Origin of the sequence: Aliivibrio sp. S4MY1, from assembly GCF_028765545.1 — a bacterium.
Lineage (GTDB): Bacteria > Pseudomonadota > Gammaproteobacteria > Enterobacterales > Vibrionaceae > Aliivibrio.
The window spans coordinates 116,579-138,049 of the sequence record NZ_JARACP010000008.1; the positions used below are offsets into that span (position 1 = coordinate 116,579).

18 protein-coding genes are annotated in these 21,471 nt (G+C 38.1%); 8 read left to right on the forward strand and 10 right to left on the reverse strand.

What is annotated here, in order from left to right:
- Positions 1-147: 147 nt before the first annotated feature.
- Positions 148-1,338, forward strand: coding sequence for an amino acid aminotransferase (locus PVK71_RS10775; RefSeq protein WP_274418455.1), 1,191 nt, complete (start codon positions 148-150; stop codon positions 1,336-1,338).
- A gap of 62 nt (positions 1,339-1,400) precedes the next feature.
- Here PVK71_RS10775 and PVK71_RS10780 read toward each other — a convergent pair whose 3' ends face one another.
- Together PVK71_RS10780 and cysB are read right to left on the reverse strand one after the other, a co-directional pair.
- Positions 1,401-2,594, reverse strand: coding sequence for a methyltransferase (locus PVK71_RS10780; protein WP_274418457.1), 1,194 nt, complete (start codon positions 2,592-2,594; stop codon positions 1,401-1,403).
- A 32-nt stretch (positions 2,595-2,626) separates the two neighbouring features.
- Positions 2,627-3,601, reverse strand: coding sequence for an HTH-type transcriptional regulator CysB (gene cysB / locus PVK71_RS10785; RefSeq protein ID WP_130047931.1), 975 nt, complete (start codon positions 3,599-3,601; stop codon positions 2,627-2,629).
- A 286-nt stretch (positions 3,602-3,887) separates the two neighbouring features.
- Between cysB and PVK71_RS10790 the strand changes: the two genes are divergently transcribed.
- Positions 3,888-4,652 (forward strand): DNA repair protein, encoded by a 765-nt coding sequence (locus PVK71_RS10790; RefSeq protein ID WP_130047930.1) that lies wholly within the window; start codon positions 3,888-3,890, stop codon positions 4,650-4,652.
- A gap of 79 nt (positions 4,653-4,731) precedes the next feature.
- Here the strand turns inward: PVK71_RS10790 and miaE are convergent, their stop codons facing one another.
- Entirely contained in the window at positions 4,732-5,496 is a 765-nt protein-coding gene (gene miaE, locus PVK71_RS10795) for a tRNA isopentenyl-2-thiomethyl-A-37 hydroxylase MiaE (RefSeq protein ID WP_274418458.1), read from the reverse strand.
- Positions 5,497-5,723: 227 nt separating this feature from the next.
- Here miaE and PVK71_RS10800 point away from each other — a divergent pair, with 227 nt between their 5' ends.
- Positions 5,724-6,107 carry a hypothetical protein gene (locus tag PVK71_RS10800; protein WP_130046241.1) on the forward strand — a complete coding sequence of 128 codons (384 nt, stop codon included), beginning with the start codon at positions 5,724-5,726 and terminating at the stop codon, positions 6,105-6,107.
- 56 nt (positions 6,108-6,163) lie between these two features.
- Here PVK71_RS10800 and PVK71_RS10805 read toward each other — a convergent pair whose 3' ends face one another.
- From PVK71_RS10805 to PVK71_RS10820, 4 genes are all read right to left on the reverse strand, one after another.
- Positions 6,164-6,547, reverse strand: a complete 384-nt coding sequence (locus PVK71_RS10805; RefSeq protein ID WP_274418459.1) for a transporter — start codon at positions 6,545-6,547, stop codon at positions 6,164-6,166.
- 253 nt (positions 6,548-6,800) lie between these two features.
- Positions 6,801-8,483, reverse strand: a complete 1,683-nt coding sequence (locus tag PVK71_RS10810) for a DUF342 domain-containing protein (protein ID WP_274418461.1) — start codon at positions 8,481-8,483, stop codon at positions 6,801-6,803.
- Between the two features lie 66 nt (positions 8,484-8,549).
- On the reverse strand, positions 8,550-8,837 hold the full coding sequence (locus tag PVK71_RS10815; RefSeq protein WP_130047926.1) for a glutaredoxin domain-containing protein: 288 nt from the start codon (positions 8,835-8,837) through the stop codon (positions 8,550-8,552).
- Positions 8,838-8,857: 20 nt separating this feature from the next.
- A complete protein-coding gene (locus PVK71_RS10820) occupies positions 8,858-9,604 on the reverse strand; it encodes a YggN family protein (RefSeq protein WP_274418462.1) in 747 nt (248 codons plus the stop codon).
- 175 nt (positions 9,605-9,779) lie between these two features.
- Between PVK71_RS10820 and PVK71_RS10825 the strand changes: the two genes are divergently transcribed.
- Entirely contained in the window at positions 9,780-10,883 is a 1,104-nt protein-coding gene (locus PVK71_RS10825; RefSeq protein ID WP_274418463.1) for a phosphoribosylaminoimidazolesuccinocarboxamide synthase, read from the forward strand.
- Between the two features lie 84 nt (positions 10,884-10,967).
- Here the strand turns inward: PVK71_RS10825 and PVK71_RS10830 are convergent, their stop codons facing one another.
- Together PVK71_RS10830 and hrpA are read right to left on the reverse strand one after the other, a co-directional pair.
- The gene (locus tag PVK71_RS10830; protein ID WP_274418465.1) at positions 10,968-11,441 is read right to left on the reverse strand and encodes an outer membrane beta-barrel protein; all 474 of its coding nucleotides are present in this window, start codon (positions 11,439-11,441) and stop codon (positions 10,968-10,970) included.
- A gap of 109 nt (positions 11,442-11,550) precedes the next feature.
- Entirely contained in the window at positions 11,551-15,387 is a 3,837-nt protein-coding gene (gene hrpA / locus PVK71_RS10835; protein WP_274418565.1) for an ATP-dependent RNA helicase HrpA, read from the reverse strand.
- Between the two features lie 236 nt (positions 15,388-15,623).
- Between hrpA and PVK71_RS10840 the strand changes: the two genes are divergently transcribed.
- Complete coding sequence (locus PVK71_RS10840) at positions 15,624-15,950, forward strand: TusE/DsrC/DsvC family sulfur relay protein (protein ID WP_274418466.1); 327 nt, start codon at positions 15,624-15,626, stop codon at positions 15,948-15,950.
- Positions 15,951-15,976: 26 nt separating this feature from the next.
- Here the strand turns inward: PVK71_RS10840 and yccX are convergent, their stop codons facing one another.
- A complete protein-coding gene (yccX, locus tag PVK71_RS10845) occupies positions 15,977-16,249 on the reverse strand; it encodes an acylphosphatase (protein WP_274418467.1) in 273 nt (90 codons plus the stop codon).
- Between the two features lie 84 nt (positions 16,250-16,333).
- Between yccX and PVK71_RS10850 the strand changes: the two genes are divergently transcribed.
- The 3 genes from PVK71_RS10850 to PVK71_RS10860 all read left to right on the forward strand — a co-directional run bounded on the left by PVK71_RS10850 (position 16,334) and on the right by PVK71_RS10860 (position 21,399).
- Complete coding sequence (locus tag PVK71_RS10850; RefSeq protein ID WP_274418468.1) at positions 16,334-17,737, forward strand: methyl-accepting chemotaxis protein; 1,404 nt, start codon at positions 16,334-16,336, stop codon at positions 17,735-17,737.
- 344 nt (positions 17,738-18,081) lie between these two features.
- The gene (locus tag PVK71_RS10855; RefSeq protein WP_274418469.1) at positions 18,082-20,043 is read left to right on the forward strand and encodes a methyl-accepting chemotaxis protein; all 1,962 of its coding nucleotides are present in this window, start codon (positions 18,082-18,084) and stop codon (positions 20,041-20,043) included.
- Between the two features lie 165 nt (positions 20,044-20,208).
- The gene (locus PVK71_RS10860; protein WP_274418471.1) at positions 20,209-21,399 is read left to right on the forward strand and encodes a class I SAM-dependent methyltransferase; all 1,191 of its coding nucleotides are present in this window, start codon (positions 20,209-20,211) and stop codon (positions 21,397-21,399) included.
- The last annotated feature ends 72 nt before the right edge of the window (positions 21,400-21,471 follow it).

Below are 21,471 nucleotides of genomic sequence, written 5' to 3' on the forward strand. Positions count from 1 at the left end.
GTTGTACTTTTTTAACCTTCTTATTCTTTTTTTACTGTTAAATCCATTTAATTTGCTTTTTTCGTTACCTAACCGTTGCAAACTTACAGGATTAACAGGTATAAATAAGCTAACTCTTTTATTTTACTTACACCATGGATGATGACTATGTTTGAAAAAATCGCTGCCGCTCCTGCTGACCCAATTCTTGGCTTAACAGATGAATTTAAAAATGACCCTCGTGCTGAAAAAATCAACCTTGGTGTTGGTATTTACAAAAACGAAGCGGGCCAAACTCCAGTTTTAACTACGGTTAAAAAAGCAGAAGCAGTTTTGCTTGATACTGAAAAAACAAAGTCATACCTAACCATTCAAGGTACAGCAGAATACGGCCTTGCAGTACAAAAATTACTGTTCGGCTCTGATGCTCAAGTTATCACGGAAAAACGTGCACAAACAGCTCAAGCGCCTGGTGGTACAGGTGCTCTACGTGTTGCTGGCGAATTCATTAAACGTCAACTTGGCGATGTGAAAATCTGGATCAGTAATCCTACATGGGCAAACCACATTGGTGTATTTACCGCTGCAGGTATTGAAACAGCGCAATACACCTACTACAACGCAGAAACGAAATCTAAAGACTTCGCTGCAATGATGTCAGATCTTCAACAAGCAAGCGAAGGCGATGTGGTTCTTCTTCACGGTTGCTGTCATAACCCAACCGGTATTGACCCAACAGCTAATGAATGGGAAGAGCTAGCTAAACTGTGCGCAAATAAAGGTCTACTGCCATTATTTGACTTTGCATACCAAGGCTTTGCAAAAGGTGTTGAAGAAGATGCGGCTGGTTTACGTACTTTTTCTCAATACTGCCCAGAGCTACTTGTAGCAAGTTCATTCTCTAAGAACTTTGGTTTATATAACGAGCGTGTTGGTGCATTTACTCTTGTTGCTAAAGACGCAACGGTTGCTGCGGATGCATTCTCTCAAGTTAAAGCTATCATCCGTTCTATCTACTCTAACCCACCAGCTCACGGTGCTGCTGTTGTTACGCATATTCTTAATGACGATGCGCTACGTGCAGAATGGGAGCAAGAAGTCGCTGAGATGCGTGACCGTATTCAAGAGATGCGTACTTTGTTTGTTACAACACTAAAAGAACAAGGTGTGAATGCAGACTTTAGCTTTATTGAACGTCAAAATGGTATGTTCTCTTTCTCTGGTCTTTCTAAAGAGCAAGTAAACCGCTTGAAAGATGAATTCGCCATTTACATTGTAGGTTCTGGCCGTATCAGTGTTGCTGGTATGACAAAAGACAACATGCTTCCTTTATGTAAAGGTATTGCTGCGGTTCTTTAAGAATCAAAAGTAATCGTAATACATAGCAAAGGCGCTTAGTTAGCGCCTTTTTTATGTTTGTTTCACGCTTTCTTAGCCTGAATGACAATATTTCTTGGGGTATCTTCTTTTAAACAAAACTCCCCGATACGAGCCTCATACCCCGCATCTTCTAGCAATAAGACTCGATCCAAACATAACCATACTTCCAATGGACGTTTAAATACTTGCTGCACTAAATCGCATTTTTCCATCACCACAAACGCTTCTTTTCCTTTGTTTAACCAATAGCAAAAATCAATATCGCCAGGCAATTGCAGCTTTTTATGCTCGCTAGCCCATTGGCAAAAAGCTTCAAAACCATCACTTAATAATGATTTTTTTATGCTTGGAACAGGGACATAATTATCATTGCCAGTAACAAACTGCTGCAAGGCATTAAACCCTAATCGATATTGCATTTCTTGCTCTCGATGATGTTGTGTGCGTTTCCCTGCGGTTACTGTCTCTTGCAGTGGTAATCGTAAATCATCTTTAGATAAACGGATCTGTGCTTGTTTTGATAATGCAGACAGCCCTTCATAAACCGATGACTGAGTTAAATGAAAACAGCAAGGAGATAAAGTAATAGCATCTATCGACTTATCTATGCCCTTTTGGATTAGACTTACGTGAAGATCACCACAGGCATGCAACGCTATCGCATGTTGGGTAGCTCTAATCAGTTCAGATGCACTAGTTGCCAACGCATCACCTTGGATAAACGTCATGTCTAATTGATGCTTGTCTGCGTATTCTTGACCACTATGACACAAAGCATCTTGCCACTCTAATGTGGTTACTGGTTTACCTGATGCCACATTAAGCACCCGACCTAAATATCCTTTGCCACCACACCACTCTAGCCACTGATCTTGAGGCTGTGAATATTGAATACCTAAAGCACTTAAATTGGTAATTTGTTGCCACTTACGACCGTTAATTCCTGAATCTAATCCCTTTGGCATAACTAGCTTAGCCGCTTGTAGTTGCTCAAGCTGACTTAATTCATAAAGATCATGAACTTCTGGAATAAAAACTGAGAGTGCTTGCGTTAGTTTTTCAGGGACTAGCTTTAATTTCTGCACCTCATCCAGAGTTAATCCATCAAGCCAGCGGCTTAAATTTTCATGCGTGGTTCGCCATGGATAATCTGAACTATGAAAAGCAGAAAATTGCCAAAAAAAGACCGTCTGCGATAACAAACGGTCTATATTTAAAAACTGCTGAGAATGCATTATATGCCCCTGAAAATAATATCAGGACGATCTTAACGGACAGGAAGGTTTATGTCTTTAAACATCTCTTCAATTTCATGATTATTTTTAAGCATGGTCGCTTGCTCTACTATTGGGCGAGTTAAATGGGGTGCAAAGCGCTCCATAAAATCAAACATATAGCTTTTTAAGAATGAACCACGTTTAAAGCCAATCGTTGTAGTACTTGCATCAAAGATATGACTGGCATCTAAAGCAACAAGGTCAGTGTCTCTCTCTTGATCCATAGCCATACTCGCGATAACACCAACACCAATACCCAAGCGCACGTAAGTTTTAATGACATCGGCATCTGTTGCGGTAAATACTATTTTGGGCTTTAAGCCTGCTTTATTAAAGGCACTGTCTAATGCTGAGCGACCAGTAAAGCCGAAGACGTAAGTCACAAGATCATACGCGGCCAAATCTTCAATGGTGATATTCGATTTCTGCGCTAATGGATGATCTTTGGTGACAACAATCGAACGATTCCAGTGATAACAAGGCAGCATAATCGCATCTTGGTATAAATGAAGCGCTTCGGTAGCAATAGCAAAATCTGCCGTTCCTTTAGCTATCGCGTCGGACATTTGTGCTGGCGTACCTTGATGCATATGTAAAGAAACATCAGGATAGCGCGTTTTAAATCCTTTAATCACATCAGGTAATGCGTAACGAGCTTGAGTATGGGTTGTGGTGATATTAAGCGTGCCTTTTTCAGGATGAGTATGCTCTCCTGCAACCGATTTAATGCTTTCCACACGAGAAAGGATTTCACGCGAGATTTTAATAATCTCTTCACCTGATGGGGTTACTCTTGTTAAATGTTTACCGCTTCGCTCAAAGATCTGGACACCTAGCTCATCTTCTAATAAACGCACTTGTTTACTGATCCCTGGTTGAGAGGTATAAAGTGATTCTGCTGTTGAGGAGACATTCAAACTGTGGTTTACCACTTCAACAATATATCTTAACTGTTGTAATTTCATTTTATTTACCTGTAATCCTTTACATCAAATTTTAATTTACTTATAAGTTACAGTTATATACTCATTCCTTTCCATTTTCAAAGCCTTAACGTTATATTTAATGAATTGTATATGTTTAACCCGAATAAATTAAAGAAATGTGAACAACTGTCGATAAGTATCATTAAGTTCTAGTAAGATACCCTTTCTTTCGGGTAATTTACACGGCACTTTAAGCCCTTGCTATTCATTTAGTTTACAAGGTGTTACACTAGAAATTATTACTACTGGATGTATGATATAAAATATGAATATTGCTCTCATTATCGGACTTTTTGCGATTTTACTTACCTTGATTATTGGCTATAACGTCATTGTTCAATATAGAACAAAGATTGAGTCTGCCAAAAAACAAGAGTCGGCTAAACATATGGTTATCATTGATTCAACAGAAGAATTGATTGGAAATGCTCATCACCTTCCTTACAGCAAAGAGCTGCTAGTGTGTTTGAACCAACGAATTCTTGATGCTTTACGTTCTATCTATGAGCTCGAACCAAACGATCGTTCATACAGTTCTCGTATTGAAAATATGGAACAACAGCTTCAGCAATTAAAAACAAACTATACTGGTGGTGATAGTACTAACTTCAAAGTACCAAGTAATGATAAACAAGCACTTGTTATGCTTAAGTTAGTAAAACGCCTACGTGATACATTACGCGCTGAACATAAAAAAGGTCGAGTTAACACTCAAGTTTTTGTGGCTGAAAATGCACGTCTTGAATCAATGCAGATCCGCATTAATATTGAAAACGTAGTGAAGCGTGCTAAAGAAGCAACGCAACGCGGACAAGCAGGCACTGCTCGTCAATTACTGAAAAAAGGCATTGATGCCCTATCTAGTAAAAACGATGGTTACTCAAATAAAGCACGTACTCAATTACAAGATATGCTTGATGAGTTAAACAATAAGACCAAAAAGAAACAAGACCAAGAATTACAAGATAAATTAGATAAAAACAAAGATGATGACATCGATGTGTTATTCCAACCTAAGAAGAAATGGTAATCTAATTTTCAACCTTTCCTAAATAAAAAAAGATCGCACGAAGCGATCTTTTTTTATATCTCCAAAATGGTTCCAATGTTTATGCTATTGTTGGAACACCGCTGTGAAATTTAAAATCCGTATCTGGAGACTGTATAAGATCTGCTTCTATCTTCGCAAAATGAGCCACACGCTCACTTACATCACCACCAGCCACCTGCTCTGCTAATGTAAGGTAATCTTGGTAATGACGCGATTCAGAACGCAATAAAGAAATATAAAACTTTGCTAAATCTTCATCTAAGTATGGTGCTAACTTTGCAAATCGCTCACAAGAACGAGCTTCAATAAATGCACCAATGATTAGTTTATCAATTAATGTACATGGCTCATGTGTGATGATATTGGTAAATAAGCCTTTTGCGTAACGACCAGCTCTAATATTTTGATATGGAATATCACGCTGATCCATTATCTCAAGTACTTGATAAAAATGATGCAGCTCTTCTTTGATCAACAACACCATTTTATCAATCAAATTTTGGCTGTATGGCGAATCTTTACGGGCCGTTATTTTTTTAGAGATATTACTTTTCCCTTTTAGCGTCTCTAAACTCCCCGTTTTTTTATACGCGAAATCTTCATAAGGCTTAAACCAATCAAGCAATATATTGGTACTCTCTGCGTCCACTGCGTATTTACGGATCAAGTACAGCGCACTTTGCGCTGCTTTCAATTCGCACATCAAATGATCTCGTAGTATTACTGATAGATTCTCTGGCTTTTTGGCTTCTTCAATCCACTCATCAGGGGTTTCGCACTGTAAAAATGAGTAGATTGGCTCTAATAATGATTTATCGTACATATCGTTTTTTGTTTAAAAATTCTATGCTCCATTATATCAAACCTCTAGCAAAGCTGTTTACTCTTAATCAATTTTATCTAATAAGCATTAATTTCAGATAGTTAGAATGAAGCATCTAAACTTAAAGAGTGTTTTATACTATATATAAAATAAAAAATAGCTTGATCAGTAACCAAAATAAAAGTACTGTATAAATACACACTGTATGGATGAACAGGTATTTTATTATGAACAGAGCAATATCATTAACTACGTACTCAAACTCATTTAATCACGCAATCTCTCAGCATATTACGAGTGCTGCAAGCTTAGTGAACGCACAGTGTGAATCTCACTTCATACAAATCTTAAAAAGTTTATCGAAACAAAATAAATGGATTTTTATTACTGCCAATACTTCTATACCAAGTACTGACGTTTTGCTCGCTCATGGAGTTGAGTTAAATCGATTGGTGAGATTAAAGCCATCTCACCATTTATCTGAAAGTGAAACAATTGAAAAAGCAAAACAGTTTGGTACTGCGAGCGCGATTATCTGCAACTCTAATTGCTACTATTTTTCTGACTCTCAATGGTTAACACTAAATCGTAAATTAACGGTTATCCACTAAAAAGTAGGAATTATGCTAATTCAAGTTGTCTCTTAGCAAAAGAGTAAAATAGTTACTTACGATTGCTTGAGCAAGTGAACATAAAGAAGATCAAATTCAGCATTTGATTGAGATATTTCAGTATGAGTATTATCTAGAATGTATCGGACTTGCTCATCATCGAGTATGTAAGGCAGTTTCACCTGTAAATCAGTAATACCTTCAATGCGAGCTAAACGAATAAGACGAATAATATTTGACTCATCATTAATATGCGACGAAAGGACTTGCAGCGCTTCTAAGCGTAGCCTTTCTTGTGTTGGGGTTTTATCATGAACAGATGCATTCCACACGGTTCCAAAGGTTGGGATCATGCTTTTCAATGCTTGTGAAAATGTCCATTTTTGTTTGCTTGAGTTAATTAAAAACGAACTGTAATCAAACTCGATCATATTAGCCATATTTGCCTCGATATTTCCCACATCTACTTTCAACATCCTATTGAACAGCACAAATGTTTCATTTATGTCTATAAGTATCCTCAATATTAGAAGCGTCGCAAGTTTTAAACTAGATGCAGATCACACTTAATAATTCTTAGCTCTTAACCTTATCATCATGCTAACAGACTGTTTACACCCATACATTTTAGCAACAAAAAACCGCTACAATGAGCGGTTTAAGTGGATTTAACTAAGGTGTCTTACCTAATCATTAATCTGCAATCAAATTGGTATTTTTTGAGATGATTGGATCTATTTTTATTTCATATTCATTGAAATATATCTTACACGGGCTATGTTCGCGTTTTGTTGTTACTTGTTCATCGGAGTATTGAATCGTGACTTTTGGATAAACTCTCTCAGTCACTTTCACTACGTTTTCTGTTAGTTGTTTTCTTAGCTCTTCCTCTGCAGATTGGAATCGATTCATTGAAAGTGCAATCTCTTTATTCGAGTCTTCTTTCATGGTTTGAACACGTTCAATTTGTTCTGGCGTTCGTTCCGATTTTGGAATTTTTGCTAAGTCCATTTCAGCTCGAACCACTTTCATTGTGTTCTCTTGAGCAGCTTTATATTTTGCATTCAAATCAGCAATGTTTTCTTTATACTTATCGAAGCGTGTAAAGGCTTTTACTAAGGTTTCTGTGCCAGCTGTTGCACCTAAATTCACCGTTGTAATGGTTGAGCCTGCGTATATTTCCCCACCAACAATCGAACCATTTCGACCTGATTTGTCCATAACCGTAACGGAGCTTTTACTCTTAACAAAGCTTTGTATGGAATGTAGACCTAACTCAATATCACCTGATGCTTGCAGGCTAGCTGATTGCACAAATTTTGAGGTGATTTTACCGCCTGCTTTTACAAAACACGTGTAATCTTCACCCGCTTCTACTTGGTGACCAATGATGCCTTTCATGGCAATTACATCACCATGCGCTTGTACATCAGCTGATTCAATAAAGCCACCGACAGTAACGCTGCCAGTTGCTTTTACGATCATGTCTGCGGCAATATCGCCACTAACAATAACACTGCCTTTAAATTTCACATGACCGGTTGAGATATCGACATTATTTAAACACAGTGCATTATCAACATCTGCCCCATCTTGGTTAATCCAAGGCATGCCTGATGTTGCTGCTATCACTAACTCAGGATCATCTGGAGAAATGGTTGCACCTTTACCAGCACGAAGCTTTGTATTTTTACCAGGCGTGGCAGGGATCACTTCACCTGTAACAGTAAAACCATCTGTGCCTGTTGTTGGAGGAATGCGACGAATTAACTCATCACCTTCAACGACGGTGATAGTTTCACCCAAATCTCGCATATCAACTTTATCTTCTTCCCCTTCTTTTTCCTGAGGCTTTAATGCTTGCTCACGAAAATCCTCAACGAGAGGGACAAAACTTGCGTTTACACCATCAATTGGCTCTTTACCTTTAGCAACAACAAGAGAAACTTTCTCACCTGCTGCTAGGTTACGGCTCAAAAACATAACTTTCTTTAGCGCATTCTTGCTAATACCACGAGTGACTTCCATGTTTGTGAGTACTGAGATGATATCGCTACTTTGAATATCACGTCCACCGTAAGCGCCAATTACGGCCATCGTTGCTTTCATATCACGATCTTCTAATGCAAGAAATACTTCTGCATCACGGCGCTCAGCAACTTGACGGTTTTGATGATTAGTGATCACTCCACTTTTCATATCGTGAATAATTGAGGTAATGCTCTTCTCATCAAAAAAGAATCCTGTTGCACCTATCTCTTCTAATGAATCTTTAAACCCTTTGAGGGTCGGTTCAGCATCCGGCTGAAAATTTTCAGGAAAACGCAAAACAACTGCATTATCATCCTGTATTAACGTTAGAAGAGAATCCCACATATCCATCACTCATAGTATTTATTACGCTTATAATTTTGACGTAAATATTAATTAGTTAACTGTATTCTACAGTTCAAAAGCATCGAGATCCATGTCAGTCTCTTGACGCTCATAAAACGCCACTAAATCGTCATGTCCACCGATATATTTTCCATCCAAGTAAATTTGAGGGACGGTATTTACCGCAATCCCTTCTTTCTCTTGAATTAATGACACCATTTCATCTTTGCTTAAATCAACATCTAAGGTTAATACCTTATAAGCTATATTCTTATCGTCAAAGATCGCTTTGGCTTTAACGCAAAATGGACATACCGTTTTAGAAAATATAATGGTTTGGGTTGTATCGATCATTTTTTGTCTCTTTTTTTAAATTAAATAGTAAAAACTGGGTATGGTTGCAATTCAGGGATCAATTGATGCAGCGTTTTTTCTTCTTCCGCTATCTCTTTTGCTGAATCACAGAGTTCTTGAGCGTCTTCTTTTATTTCTTTACTATGCTCATTCATTTTGGTTTTAATTGAAGTTTGAACCTCAGAAAATTGCTGTTGTAACTCAGAAAAGTTAAGTTCACCATTTTGCATTTTGTCAGACAATGAGTTAAACACACTAGCAAATAGCTCTTTATCCAAGCTTTGAATCATCACTTCGAAATCGCTTTTCCATGTCGTATCGACTTCTTTAAAAAAGTCATGCTCAAGCACTAAGTCCTTTCCTTTGTAAAATTTTTGCTTTGCTGTTACACCGTATTCATCAATTTTGTTCTTAACTGAATCAAAAGAGCCTTCAGCATCAAATGAAATCTCGATTTCATTCACAAAATCCGTTGCAGCAGTGATACCTTTATCAGCAAAATCAACCACTGAAGGCATATAACTAGCCACTTGCTGTTGATATTTTTCAATGGCTAATTTCTGCTCTTGCGTTAATTCAAGTTCTTCACCATTAACAAATACACGGCCGTTTTGATCAATTTTCAATTTGTCTTGAGCTTTATCTACTTTTACTTCACCTGTTGGCGTTAGTAGCAGATCATTTTCTACTGTCACAGGACACATAGCCGCCCAAGTATTGCTTGTTACAACTAACATACCTAAAGCAATGATTTTTTTACTTAGCATAAGCGCCCTATTGATTGATTTTTTCCTTTCGCTGAGTGTAACTGATAGACACTCATTATCTCAACTCAGATTTTTGATACAAATAATAGCAAACGTTTGCTTTTTGTTCTGGTAGTACAAAATAGTTCTGGTATGATGCGTCCTGTATTTAAATAGTTTATATAGGAATTCAATAATGAATTTTGCCGAACAAGTACTTGCTGTTAATGATGATCTTCCGATCCGCACTGATAAACCAGTACACAGTGGAAAAGTACGCTCTGTATATTGGTTAACAGAAGAAGACAGCCACCGTCTTATTAAAGAGAAAGGCTATAATGTTGCAGCGGATGCCCCTCTGGCTATCATGATTATCAGCGATCGTATCTCAGCATTCGATTGTATTTGGCACGGTGAAGGCGGACTTAAAGGAATTCCTGGTAAAGGCGCAGCATTAAACGCAATTTCTAATCACTGGTTCCAGTTATTTAAAGATAACAACTTAGCAGATAGTCACATTCTTGATATCCCTCACCCATTTGTGTGGATTGTTCAAAAAGCAAAACCGGTAATGATTGAGGCTATTTGTCGTCAATATATTACTGGGTCAATGTGGCGTGCTTACACTAATGGTGAACGTGAGTTCTGTGGTATTCAAATTCCAGAGCGTTTAGAAAAAGACGAGCAATTACCTGAATTATTATTAACACCATCAACAAAAGGTATCTTAAAAGGTATTGATGGTGTAGCAGAAGTTGATGACGTAAATATCACTCGTAAAAACATTGAAGATAGCTATGATAAATTTAACTTCTCATGCATTGAAGATATTGATTTATACGAGAAGCTTCTTAAAGAAGGCTTTGCTGTTATCTCGAAAGCATTAAACAAAATTGACCAAATTTTTGTGGATACAAAGTTTGAGTTTGGTTATGTAAACGATGCTCAAGGCAATGAAAAACTGATTTATATGGATGAAGTTGGCACCCCGGATTCTTCACGTATTTGGGATAAAAATGCTTACCGCTCTGGTCATATTATTGAGAACTCAAAAGAAGGCTTCCGTCAGTTCTTATTAAATCACTTTGCTGAACCGGACATTCTTTTGAACAAAAATCGCATGGAAGAGCGCTTTGCTTTAGCTCGAGATAATGAACTTCCGCTAGAGGCGATGATGGAGCTATCAAAAACGTATTTGGATATTGCAGCTAAAATTACTGGCGCTCCAATTACGTTGAGCGATAATCCAAAAGCAGAGATCATTAAAGTGTTGAAAGAAGAATATCAATTAGTTGATTAACTTTTGATTTCTCTATCTTATGAATAAAAAATGGCGACCGCATTGGTCGCCATTTTTGTATTTACTGTTCTAATAATCAGATGATTATAGGAAGTGCACTGTTAGGTTAACAGATGCGAAATCGATGTTTTTATCGTCAACCGTAAAGTTGTTGTAACCTGCACCAACAGTAAACATTGGTAAGATGTTGTATTCAATACCTAAACCAAAGAATGGATCAACGCCGTCATCTTTAAATGCGCCCTTCTCTTCCCAGCTGTGCATACCCGCTTTACCGTAAACGTGTAATGGACCAAAGTCGATGCTTGGCTTAACTGCAAAGTTAACAGAAGTAACGTCTGTAGTTTGACCAGCAACGTCATAAGAACCTAGGTTCCAAGCACCCATTTCTAAACCAATGAACGGAAGGATACCAGTACCAATGTGAGCACCGTATACCGTTGAACTGTCGCCTCTGTAATCAGCAGAACCAGCTTGTAGGCCACCGTAAATTAGAGAATCCGCAGCAGCAGTTACTGATACGCTTGCTAGAGCTAACGCTAAAAGTGTCTTTTTCATTTTCAATCCTATTTTTCAAAAAGGGAGCGGCAATCTTTGCCGCTCTTTTTAATCTTATTTATACTAAAGCAATTAATATGCCGATATTACCTATAGTCTAGGGGATACCTTAACAATCGGCAATGGCATTTTTAACTCGTTTATCAGAAACTGGATACGGTGTCCCAAGTTGTTGGGCAAAATAGCTCACTCGCAGCTCTTCTATCATCCAACGGATCTCTTTTACCTTATCTGGAACTGGCTGCCCTTTGGGGATTTTATTCAACAACTCTTTATAATCGTTATTGATACCTTCTACTTTAAGTAGATGCATGCGGTCTCGATTAGGATCAATCGGCAATTTTTCCATTCGACGCTCAATCGCTTTCATATAACGATGAATGTCTGCCAATCGCTTCCAACCACACTCTGTCGCAAAGCCTTTGAAAATTAAATTCTCAATTTGTGCTTTAATATCAGAAAGCGCAAATGCCATACTTAAATCAACACGACCTTTTAGTTTTTTCTGTATTTGAAATGCAGTTGTCAAAATCGTTTCAACTTGTTTAGCTATCTCAACAACCGTATCACCTAACTCTGCGCGAACGTGCTCTTTCATCTTATCAAAAGCTTCAGGTTCCCAAACTAGGCCACCTTTCTCTTCGATTAGCTTATCAATACCACAAGCGATACAGTCATCAATTAAATCTAACACTCGGCCATATTGATTAAAGTACAAGCCTAGTTTTGACTTGTTTGGTAAATTGCTATGTAAGTATTTGATTGGAGATGGAACATTAAGAAGTATCAAGCGACGTTGGCCTGCTTTCATCGCATTGTGTTGCTCTTCTTCTGTCTCAAACAGTTTTATTTCAACACTGTCTTTACCATCCACAATTGCAGGGTAAGCTTTAACTTCAAAGCCACCACGTTTTTGTGTGTAAAGTGCTGGTAGCTCACCAAAGCTCCACGTTTTAAGTCCTTTTTGCTCGATATCATCATCTGCAACTTGAGATAAGGTTTCTTGAACTTTATCTTTTAAGCCATCTTTTAAATCATATAGATCACGGCTTTCTTTCAGCTTACGGTTATGATGATCAACCACTCGGTATGTTACTTTTAAATGATCTGGAATTTGCTCTAATTTCCAATCTTCACGCAACACTTCTACCCCAGTCATTCTGCGCAGCTCTTTTTCAAGACTGTCTAATAACGGGGCATCAAATGGTGTTGAGCGAGATAAAAACGCATCCGCATAATTCGGCGCTGGCACAAAATTACGACGAAGTGTTTTTGGTAACGATTTAATGTAAGCAACGACCATCTCATGACGCAGACCTGGAATTTGCCAATCAAAACCATCCGTTGTCACTTGGTTCAAGATTGGTAATGGCACATGTACCGTTACACCGTCACTATCTTGTCCAGGTTCAAACTGGTAGCTTAACTTGAGTTTTAAGTTACCTTGATGCCAGAAGTTAGGATAATCAAGATCCGTTACATGACTTGCATCATTACGGAATAGCATCTCTTTTTCAAAACTCAGTAAATCTGGCGTTTCTTTCTGCGCTTTTTTCCACCACGAATCGAAATGACGACCTGATACCACATCTGTATTCACGCGTTGGTCATAAAATTCAGCAAGCTGATCATCATCAATCAATAGGTCACGACGTCGTGATTTATGCTCTAACTCTTCAACTTCTTGTAAGAGCTTGCGATTCTCTTTGAAGAATTTATGATTGGTGTTCCAATCCCCTTCAACTAGTGCTGAGCGAATAAAGATTTCACGACACACTGGCGCATCAATCGAACCATAGTTAATTTGACGCTTAGGAACAATTGGAATGCCATAAATAGTGACTTTTTCGTAAGCCATTACTGCAGCAGATTTCTTAGACCAATGAGGTTCACTGTAGCTGCGTTTAATTAAATGTCCCGCTAACGGTTCAATCCACTCAGGCTGAATTTTCGCAACGATACGACCCCATAATTTAGAGGTTTCAACTAGCTCTGCCACCATTATCCATTTTGGCTGTTTTTTAAATAAGCCAGATGCAGGAAAAATATGGTAGCGCGCATTTCGAGCACCTTGGTATTCATTTTTCTCTTGATCTTTTTGACCAATATGAGAAAGCATACCAGCTAAAATTGCAGTATGAACACCTTGATACCCTGCTGCTTCTTGGTTCACTTTATAATTAAGCTCTTTCATTACTTGGCTTAATTGATAGTGAACATCTTGCCACTCACGAACACGTAAGTAGTTTAAGAAATCTTTACGGCATTGCTTTCTAAATTGATTGCTTGAAAGCGTTTTTTGTTGCTCTTTCACGTGTTGCCATAAATTCACAAAAGTCAAAAAGTCCGAATCTTCATGATTAAAACGCTTATGCTTATCATCAGACTGTTGTTTTTTGTCACTTGGGCGTTCACGAGGATCTTGAATTGATAATGCAGCCGCAATGATCATCACTTCTTGCAATGCATTGTAATTTGGCGCTTCTAGAACCATACGAGCTAAACGTGGATCTATCGGTAAGCGAGCTAACTCTCGGCCTACTTTTGTTAGACGTTTTTTAGGATCTTTTGCATTAGCATTAATCGCACCTAGCTCTTCAAGCAGCTTTACACCATCTTGAATGTTACGATTATCTGGTGCTTCTACAAATGGGAAGGCTTGAATATCACCTAAACCTAATGCTGTCATTTGTAAAATAACAGACGCTAAGTTAGTTCGTAAGATCTCAGGATCGGTAAATTCTGGACGTGCAACAAAGTCTTCTTCTGAATACAGACGAATACATACACCTTCAGATACACGACCACAACGGCCCATACGCTGATTTGCACTTGCTTGAGAGATCGCTTCAATTGGTAGACGTTGCACCTTAGTTCGGTAACTATAGCGACTAATACGTGCCGTACCTGGATCAATGACGTACTTAATACCAGGAACGGTTAACGAAGTTTCAGCCACGTTAGTTGCCAATACAATTCGACGACCAGCGTGAGGTTGGAACACTCGGTTCTGCTCTTGAGATGACAAACGCGCGTATAGAGGCACAATTTCAGTGTCTCGTAGGTTACGTTTTTCTAGTGCTTCTGCGGTATCACGAATTTCTCGCTCACCCGTCATAAACAACAGAATGTCCCCTAACCCTTCTTCACACAACTCATCGACTGCATCAAAAATCGCTTCAAGTTGATCTCTATCGGTATCATCGCCATCTTCAACAATTGGACGATAACGTGTTTCAACTGGGTAAGTTCGCCCTGATACTTCAATAATAGGTGCATTATTAAAGTGCTTAGAAAAACGTTCAGGATCGATGGTTGCCGAAGTAATGATGATTTTTAAATCTGGACGCTTTGGTAATAACTCACGCAAATACCCCATAATAAAATCGATATTTAGACTGCGTTCGTGCGCTTCATCGATAATAATGGTGTCGTATTGATTTAAATATCTGTCGTTTTGGATCTCAGCAAGTAAGATACCATCCGTCATCAATTTAACTTGAGTGCGCTCAGAAACTTGATCGTTAAATCGAACTTTATAACCAACATGGCTACCTAGCTGTGTTTCCATCTCTTCTGCAATACGGTCTGCAACCGAACGTGCAGCAAGACGACGTGGTTGTGTATGACCAATATTACCAAATTTACCACGGCCTAATTCTAAACAGATTTTAGGTAACTGAGTTGTCTTACCTGAGCCAGTCTCACCTGCAACGATAACCACTTGGTTATTCGCAATCGCTTCTGCTATTTCGTCTTTCTTTTGGCTAACAGGCAGATCTGGGTATTGAATTGTTGGACGATCGGCTTCGCGGTTATTAGCAACCTGCATAGATTGTGCGATGTCTAATGCAATTTCATCAAACACGGCATTTCTTGATTCTTCTTTTTTAATTCGTGATGCGCCTTGAATGCGTTTACTTAGGCGAAAACGGTCACGCAGCATACATTCACTTAGGGCTTTTCTAAGTGTGGTTGCTGAATTTTGATTTGATTGACTCAAAATATATCCTACTGAATCTTTTATTATTCATTAACTGTGGTAATTCTATCACATTCTTTATGTTATCTGCCTTTGAGAGATAAAAATCTGTTTTACTTAAATGTAATAATTCTCGATTGCTCGAACTGATATCTGTTTGCTAAACTCAATAGATTAATCCTAACCATTAAGATAGTTGTATGGAATTTAACGGTAAGCATATTGAACGCGATGCTCAAGGGTATCTAATGAATCATACTGATTGGTGTGAAGAGTTAGTACCTATGTTAGCTGCGGAAGAAAATATTGAATTAACAGAAGCGCATTGGGAAGTGGTTCGTTTTGTTCGCTCTTTTTATGAAGAGTTTAAAACATCACCTGCTGTTCGTATGCTAGTAAAAGCGATGGAAAAAGAGCATGGGCCAGAAAAAGGCAACAGCAAATATCTGTTTAGGTTATTCAAATTAGGCCCGGCAAAACAAGCAACCAAGTTAGCTGGCTTACCAAAACCTGCAAAATGCCTATAAATGTTTATTTATAAATAGTTATGATTTTAATACATTTTAAAATCAGATAACTCTTGCCACTGGGTTTCAACTTGCTCAAGTGAATTGACACGAGCCAATTGAGGCCCAACTCTTAGCCATTCAGCTAACGCATTTATCTTTTCTTCTTCTCCACAAGCCAGTACCTCAACCGAACCATCAGTTTGATTTCTAGCATAACCAGTTAACCCTAGTTTCAATGCGGTATGCGCGGTATGAAAACGGAAACCAACCCGCTGTACTTTTCCCTTTACACTAAACTTAACTGATTTTTGCGACATAACTCACCTATAGCTATAATTTATAATAAAATTTTCTTAATTATGAGATAACATCAATTTCCCCATCATATATACGGATTTCATATGAAAGAGTCAGCATTTCGTTGGATTGATAAATACCTTATCCATCTAAAAATTCAAGAAAAGTTTTATCTACTTTTTTTACTTCCTATTATCGCCCTTTTAAGCCTAACAGCAATTATGGATTCTGCTGTTGATAGCATGATGGCTGAAACATTAGAGCATGAAGTTCAATTTATTGCTTCTATGTTGGACCAACAACAAGTTTCTCGTCAAGATGCCATCACCCTTTTGTCTCAATCTGCTGAGTTTTCTGTTGGCTCTGGCGACCACAGTGCTGCTGTTAACTCTGGAAATTATAGCATCAGTGCTAATTCAAATGTGACACTTTGGTCTTCATTATCTGCCTTACAAGTCTCTTTGATCATCGTTGTTTTATTAGTCATGGCTATTAGTGTTTATTACATTATGACCTTCATTGGCGGTGCGATGTTTGCTATGAATAAAGCATTAGAGACACTTGAGTCTGGTGATTTAACACAGCGTATGAACTATTTTCCTGTACGAGATGAGTTCAGTACTATTGCGATTACCATTGATAAATTAGCAGACCGTGAACAACAATTAGTATTGGCTATGCAAGAGTCAGTGGCTCTTATTCAGCAAATGAGCTCGGAATTAAGCCAAAACAGCCATAGAAGCTCAGATGCCTCTGATAAACAGTTAGCGCAACTTGACCTTCTATCTAGTGCAACAGAAGAGATGGCGACATCAATTCAAGAAGTGGCTAATTACACTCACGAAGCTTCTTCTCAATCTACAGATGCAATGGATTCGGCTCGCTTTGGCCAATCCCAAGTAGATTCTGCAGTACAAGCAATTCGTCATTTATCGGAAGAAATCAATCAAGCTGCGCATGCGGTACAAGAGCTAGACAACAATGCAGCAAAAATTGATGATGCCGTTGCGACTATCAATGGTATTTCACAACAGACAAACTTATTAGCCTTAAATGCTGCGATTGAAGCGGCACGTGCGGGTGAACAAGGTCGTGGATTTGCTGTCGTTGCTGATGAAGTTAGAACCTTAGCAAGCCGAACTCAACAAGCAACGGTTGAGATCCAAGCAATGATAGAAGCACTGCAAACAAACAGTAAATCATTATTAACACTAACATCGAATACGGTGAGTAATGCTGAAACTGGCCAAGAGTTAATGCAGCATGTACATAACGATATTTCAAATATTGCCGATCGTAACAATACGATAGCCCAAAGTAACAATGAGATTGCAACAGCGGCTAGCCAGCAAGGCGAAGTAGCAATGAGTATTGCTTCTACCGTTGAAGACGTTCGTATTCAATCTAATCAAGTTCACCAAATGATTAAAGATTCTGAATCTAACATTGAGCAATTACGCTTAAAAGGCCAAGATCTAGAATTACTTCTTAATGGATTGAAAGCTTAAGTCGCTAAAAACCTAACATTTCAATATTTTAATGCAGTAATGATTGATTTTATTACTGCATTTTTTATAGATGGTAAAAAACACCTTCATAAAGCCAGCAACTAATAAAAATAAAAGTGTCAACTTTTTTTTGACGATATTGTACATTTCGTTACATATGTAAGACAGGACTGCAAAAAAAATCAGAGGTAGATCACATTTAATTTTTTTATTTACTATAAATTCACAGCCAAGTTATTTCAGAGTGAAATGCTTGCTATCTGTACAATCAGATAGCTATATAAACAATATTTTTGATTATATGAAAAACAAATAAAGATCAGCATATAATCAGGAGAGATCAAGTGAACCAATCATTTTTAACTAAAACATCGCTCAATAAACCATTACTTACCTTATTATCAATTCCTGTTATCGTATCCTTAGTGCTTTTCGCTATTGTTGCTTTTCTCATCAACTCACGCAATATGATAGTAGAAAATAACATTATACAAACAGGACAACGAGCAACATTAAGTTCAGAAATAGAGCAATTACGTTTTTACTGGCAAGAAATTCGAGTGCATAACCGTGATACTATGTCTGAAGCGGGTGATGAAATGCTTAAAGCCCAAATAGGCTTACATGACGCTTTCGTAACTGCAGATCAGCATATTGAAACCTCAATTCTTACATCAAAGATGTTATCTCAAGATGGAAGAGCCGATCTTCAACAACTTCAAACATTATTTTCCGATTATGAAAGTAGTTTAAATATATCAATTGATCTATTAATTACACTACATCAAGCCTACTTAGACATACCTGTATTCTGGCAGCCATTAATTAACACGCTTACTTCAACAAGCCGTATTTACGGAAACTCTGATCCAGAATGGGATACTCTCAGTCTTTCATTTTCTACCGATATCGAAAAATTCTATGATGCTTTAAGTAGAATTGTGAGCGGTCGAGACTTAACAGAGCAAACGGTAGCAGATAAACATTTAGCAAATATTAATGCTTTTTTAACTAAATATAATCATATTGAAGCAATCAATAATTTTAAAACTCAAACTTTTAGTCAATATGAAAATTTATATTATCTAGCTATTGATACAATTACTAAAACAAAGAGTGAATCAAAACTGCGCAGCGCTATTGTAGGTGATGCGACTAAGATCATTTCTTCCATTAGTTTACGACAAATTAAGCATACTCAAAACTTAAACCAACAATCATTAAATGCAAGCCAAAACGTGCAACATACCCAAATTTGGTCATGGTTTGGTGCTGCTTTGCTCTCATCGATTATTGCCTTCTTACTAGCTCGTAGCCTTAATAGTGTACTTAGTCGTATATCAGCAACCATTTCAGCGATGGCTCAACAACATTTAGCCACTCCAACCCACTTATCTGGTAGTAATGAATTAGCTGTTCTTGCTATGAATCTAGATTCATCAATTCGTAATATGGCTAAAATGGTAAGTTCCGTAAGAGAGCAAAGTAACGATGTTGCTTCCTCTTCTACTGAGCTGGCTTGTGTTATGACACAAAGCTCTAGTAACGCTGAAGAGCAAAGCGCTCAAATTGAACAGATTGCCGCTGCAGTAACAGAGCTGTCTGCTTCTTCAAACTTAGTGGCAAGTTCTGCTAAAAATACTGAAGTGCAAGCAACTGACGCGGCGTCACTATGTCAATTAGGCCAAGAAATTGCAGAGCAAAACAAGAGCCGTGCGGATGATTTAACCGAGCAATTAACAGAGACCGCTCTGGTTGTTGAGAATTTACGAACTCACTGTGTAAGCATTGAAGAAGTTGCTACTGTAATTAATAATATTTCAGAGCAAACCAATTTATTAGCATTAAATGCGGCAATCGAAGCGGCACGTGCTGGCGAAATGGGCCGCGGCTTTGCTGTTGTTGCTGATGAAGTAAGAAATCTGGCAGGTAAAACACAGCAATCTACCGTTCATATTCAGAAAATCATTTCGGAACTGCAAGCGCATTCCGTCGATGCGAGTGAAAAAGTAGACCTATGTTTGGATACTATTACGGTAACTCGTGAAACTTCAATTCAATCTTATGAACACTTAACTGATATTAATACTGCAATTCAGTCTATTTATAGTAACTCGACTGAAATGGCATCAGCAGCATTACAACAGTCTAATGCGGTTGAAGAAATCAGCGGTACGGTTGTAGGTATCAAAGATATTATTAATCAGAACGTGACCGGAATTGAGGAATCAAGTAAAGCGTCGAACTTCTTATCTGAGTTGGCGGAGAAGCAACGATCTCAACTTGAGCTTTTTACGGTTAATTAATCACAAATAACTCACTTAACATGGAGAGGTTAACCCCCTCTCCATTTTTTGCCAATTCAGTCTCTTCTTTTCAGTATACTTTCCTTACCCTCTCTTATTATTCATTGCTTTTATGAGATAGTTCACAGAGAATAGCTTTCTATTTTTCGTAATCGAGCATCAAACATGACTGTTTCAATTTATTTAGCAAAAGGACGTGATAAATCATTACGTCGTCGTCACCCTTGGATCTTCTCTCGCGGTATTGACCGCATTGATGGGAAAGCAGAGCTAGGTGAAGCAGTTGAGATCTATTCAAACAGCGGTGAATGGCTGGCTCGTGGTGCATTTTCTCCACAATCTCAAATTCGCGCTCGTGTTTGGACATTTGATAAAAATGAAGCTATCGACAAAGACTTTTTTGTTCGTCGTTTAAATCAAGCACAAGGCTTACGTGATGTTCTTGCTGAGCGCGAAGGTCTGACTGGCTATCGTCTAATCGCTGCTGAATCTGATGGCTTACCAGGTATTACGATTGATCGTTACCAAGATTACTTTGTGTGTCAGCTTTTAAGTGCTGGTGCTGAAGCGACTAAAGATTTATTAGTTGAGGCCTTAATCGAATGCTACCCAGATTGTAATATTTATGAACGTTCTGATGTTTCTGTTCGTAAAAAAGAAGGACTAAAACAACGTACTGGCGTTCTACACGGTGAAGAGCCACCAGAATCTGTAATCATTGAAGAGAACGGCGTTAAAATTAACGTTGATATCGTTAATGGCCACAAAACAGGCTTTTATCTTGATCAACGTGATAGCCGTGAGCGTTCATGTAAATACGTAAAAGACAAAACAGTACTTAACTGTTTCTCTTACACGGGTGGTTTTGGTTTGTATTCGCTTAAAGGTGGCGCTAAACACGTTATCAATGCGGATGTTTCTCAACTAGCGCTTGATAATGCGAAGAACAATACTGAAATTAATGGTTTTGATTTATCTAAAGCTGAATTCTTAAACGCTGACGTATTTAAGCTATTACGTGAATACCGTGATAACGGCACTAAATTTGATGTTGTTATCATGGATCCACCAAAATTCGCTGAATCTAAAAACCAGCTAACTGGTGCATGTCGTGGCTATAAAGACATCAATATGCTTGCAATGCAAATTCTTAATCCAGGTGGCACGTTACTAACGTATTCTTGTTCTGGTTTAATGGATGCTGGCTTATTCCAAAAAATCATTGCCGATGCGGCACTAGATGCACACCGCACTGTACAATTTGTTGAACGTTTTGAGCAAGCAGCGGATCACCCTCTTGATTCAGCTTACCCTGAGGGTTTCTACCTTAAAGGTTTTGCTTGTCGAGTTGTATAACACTCACATTAGCCAGCAAGCTACTCAATAATCAAATGAAAGATTAATAAAAAAGGCGAGAAGGATTACCCT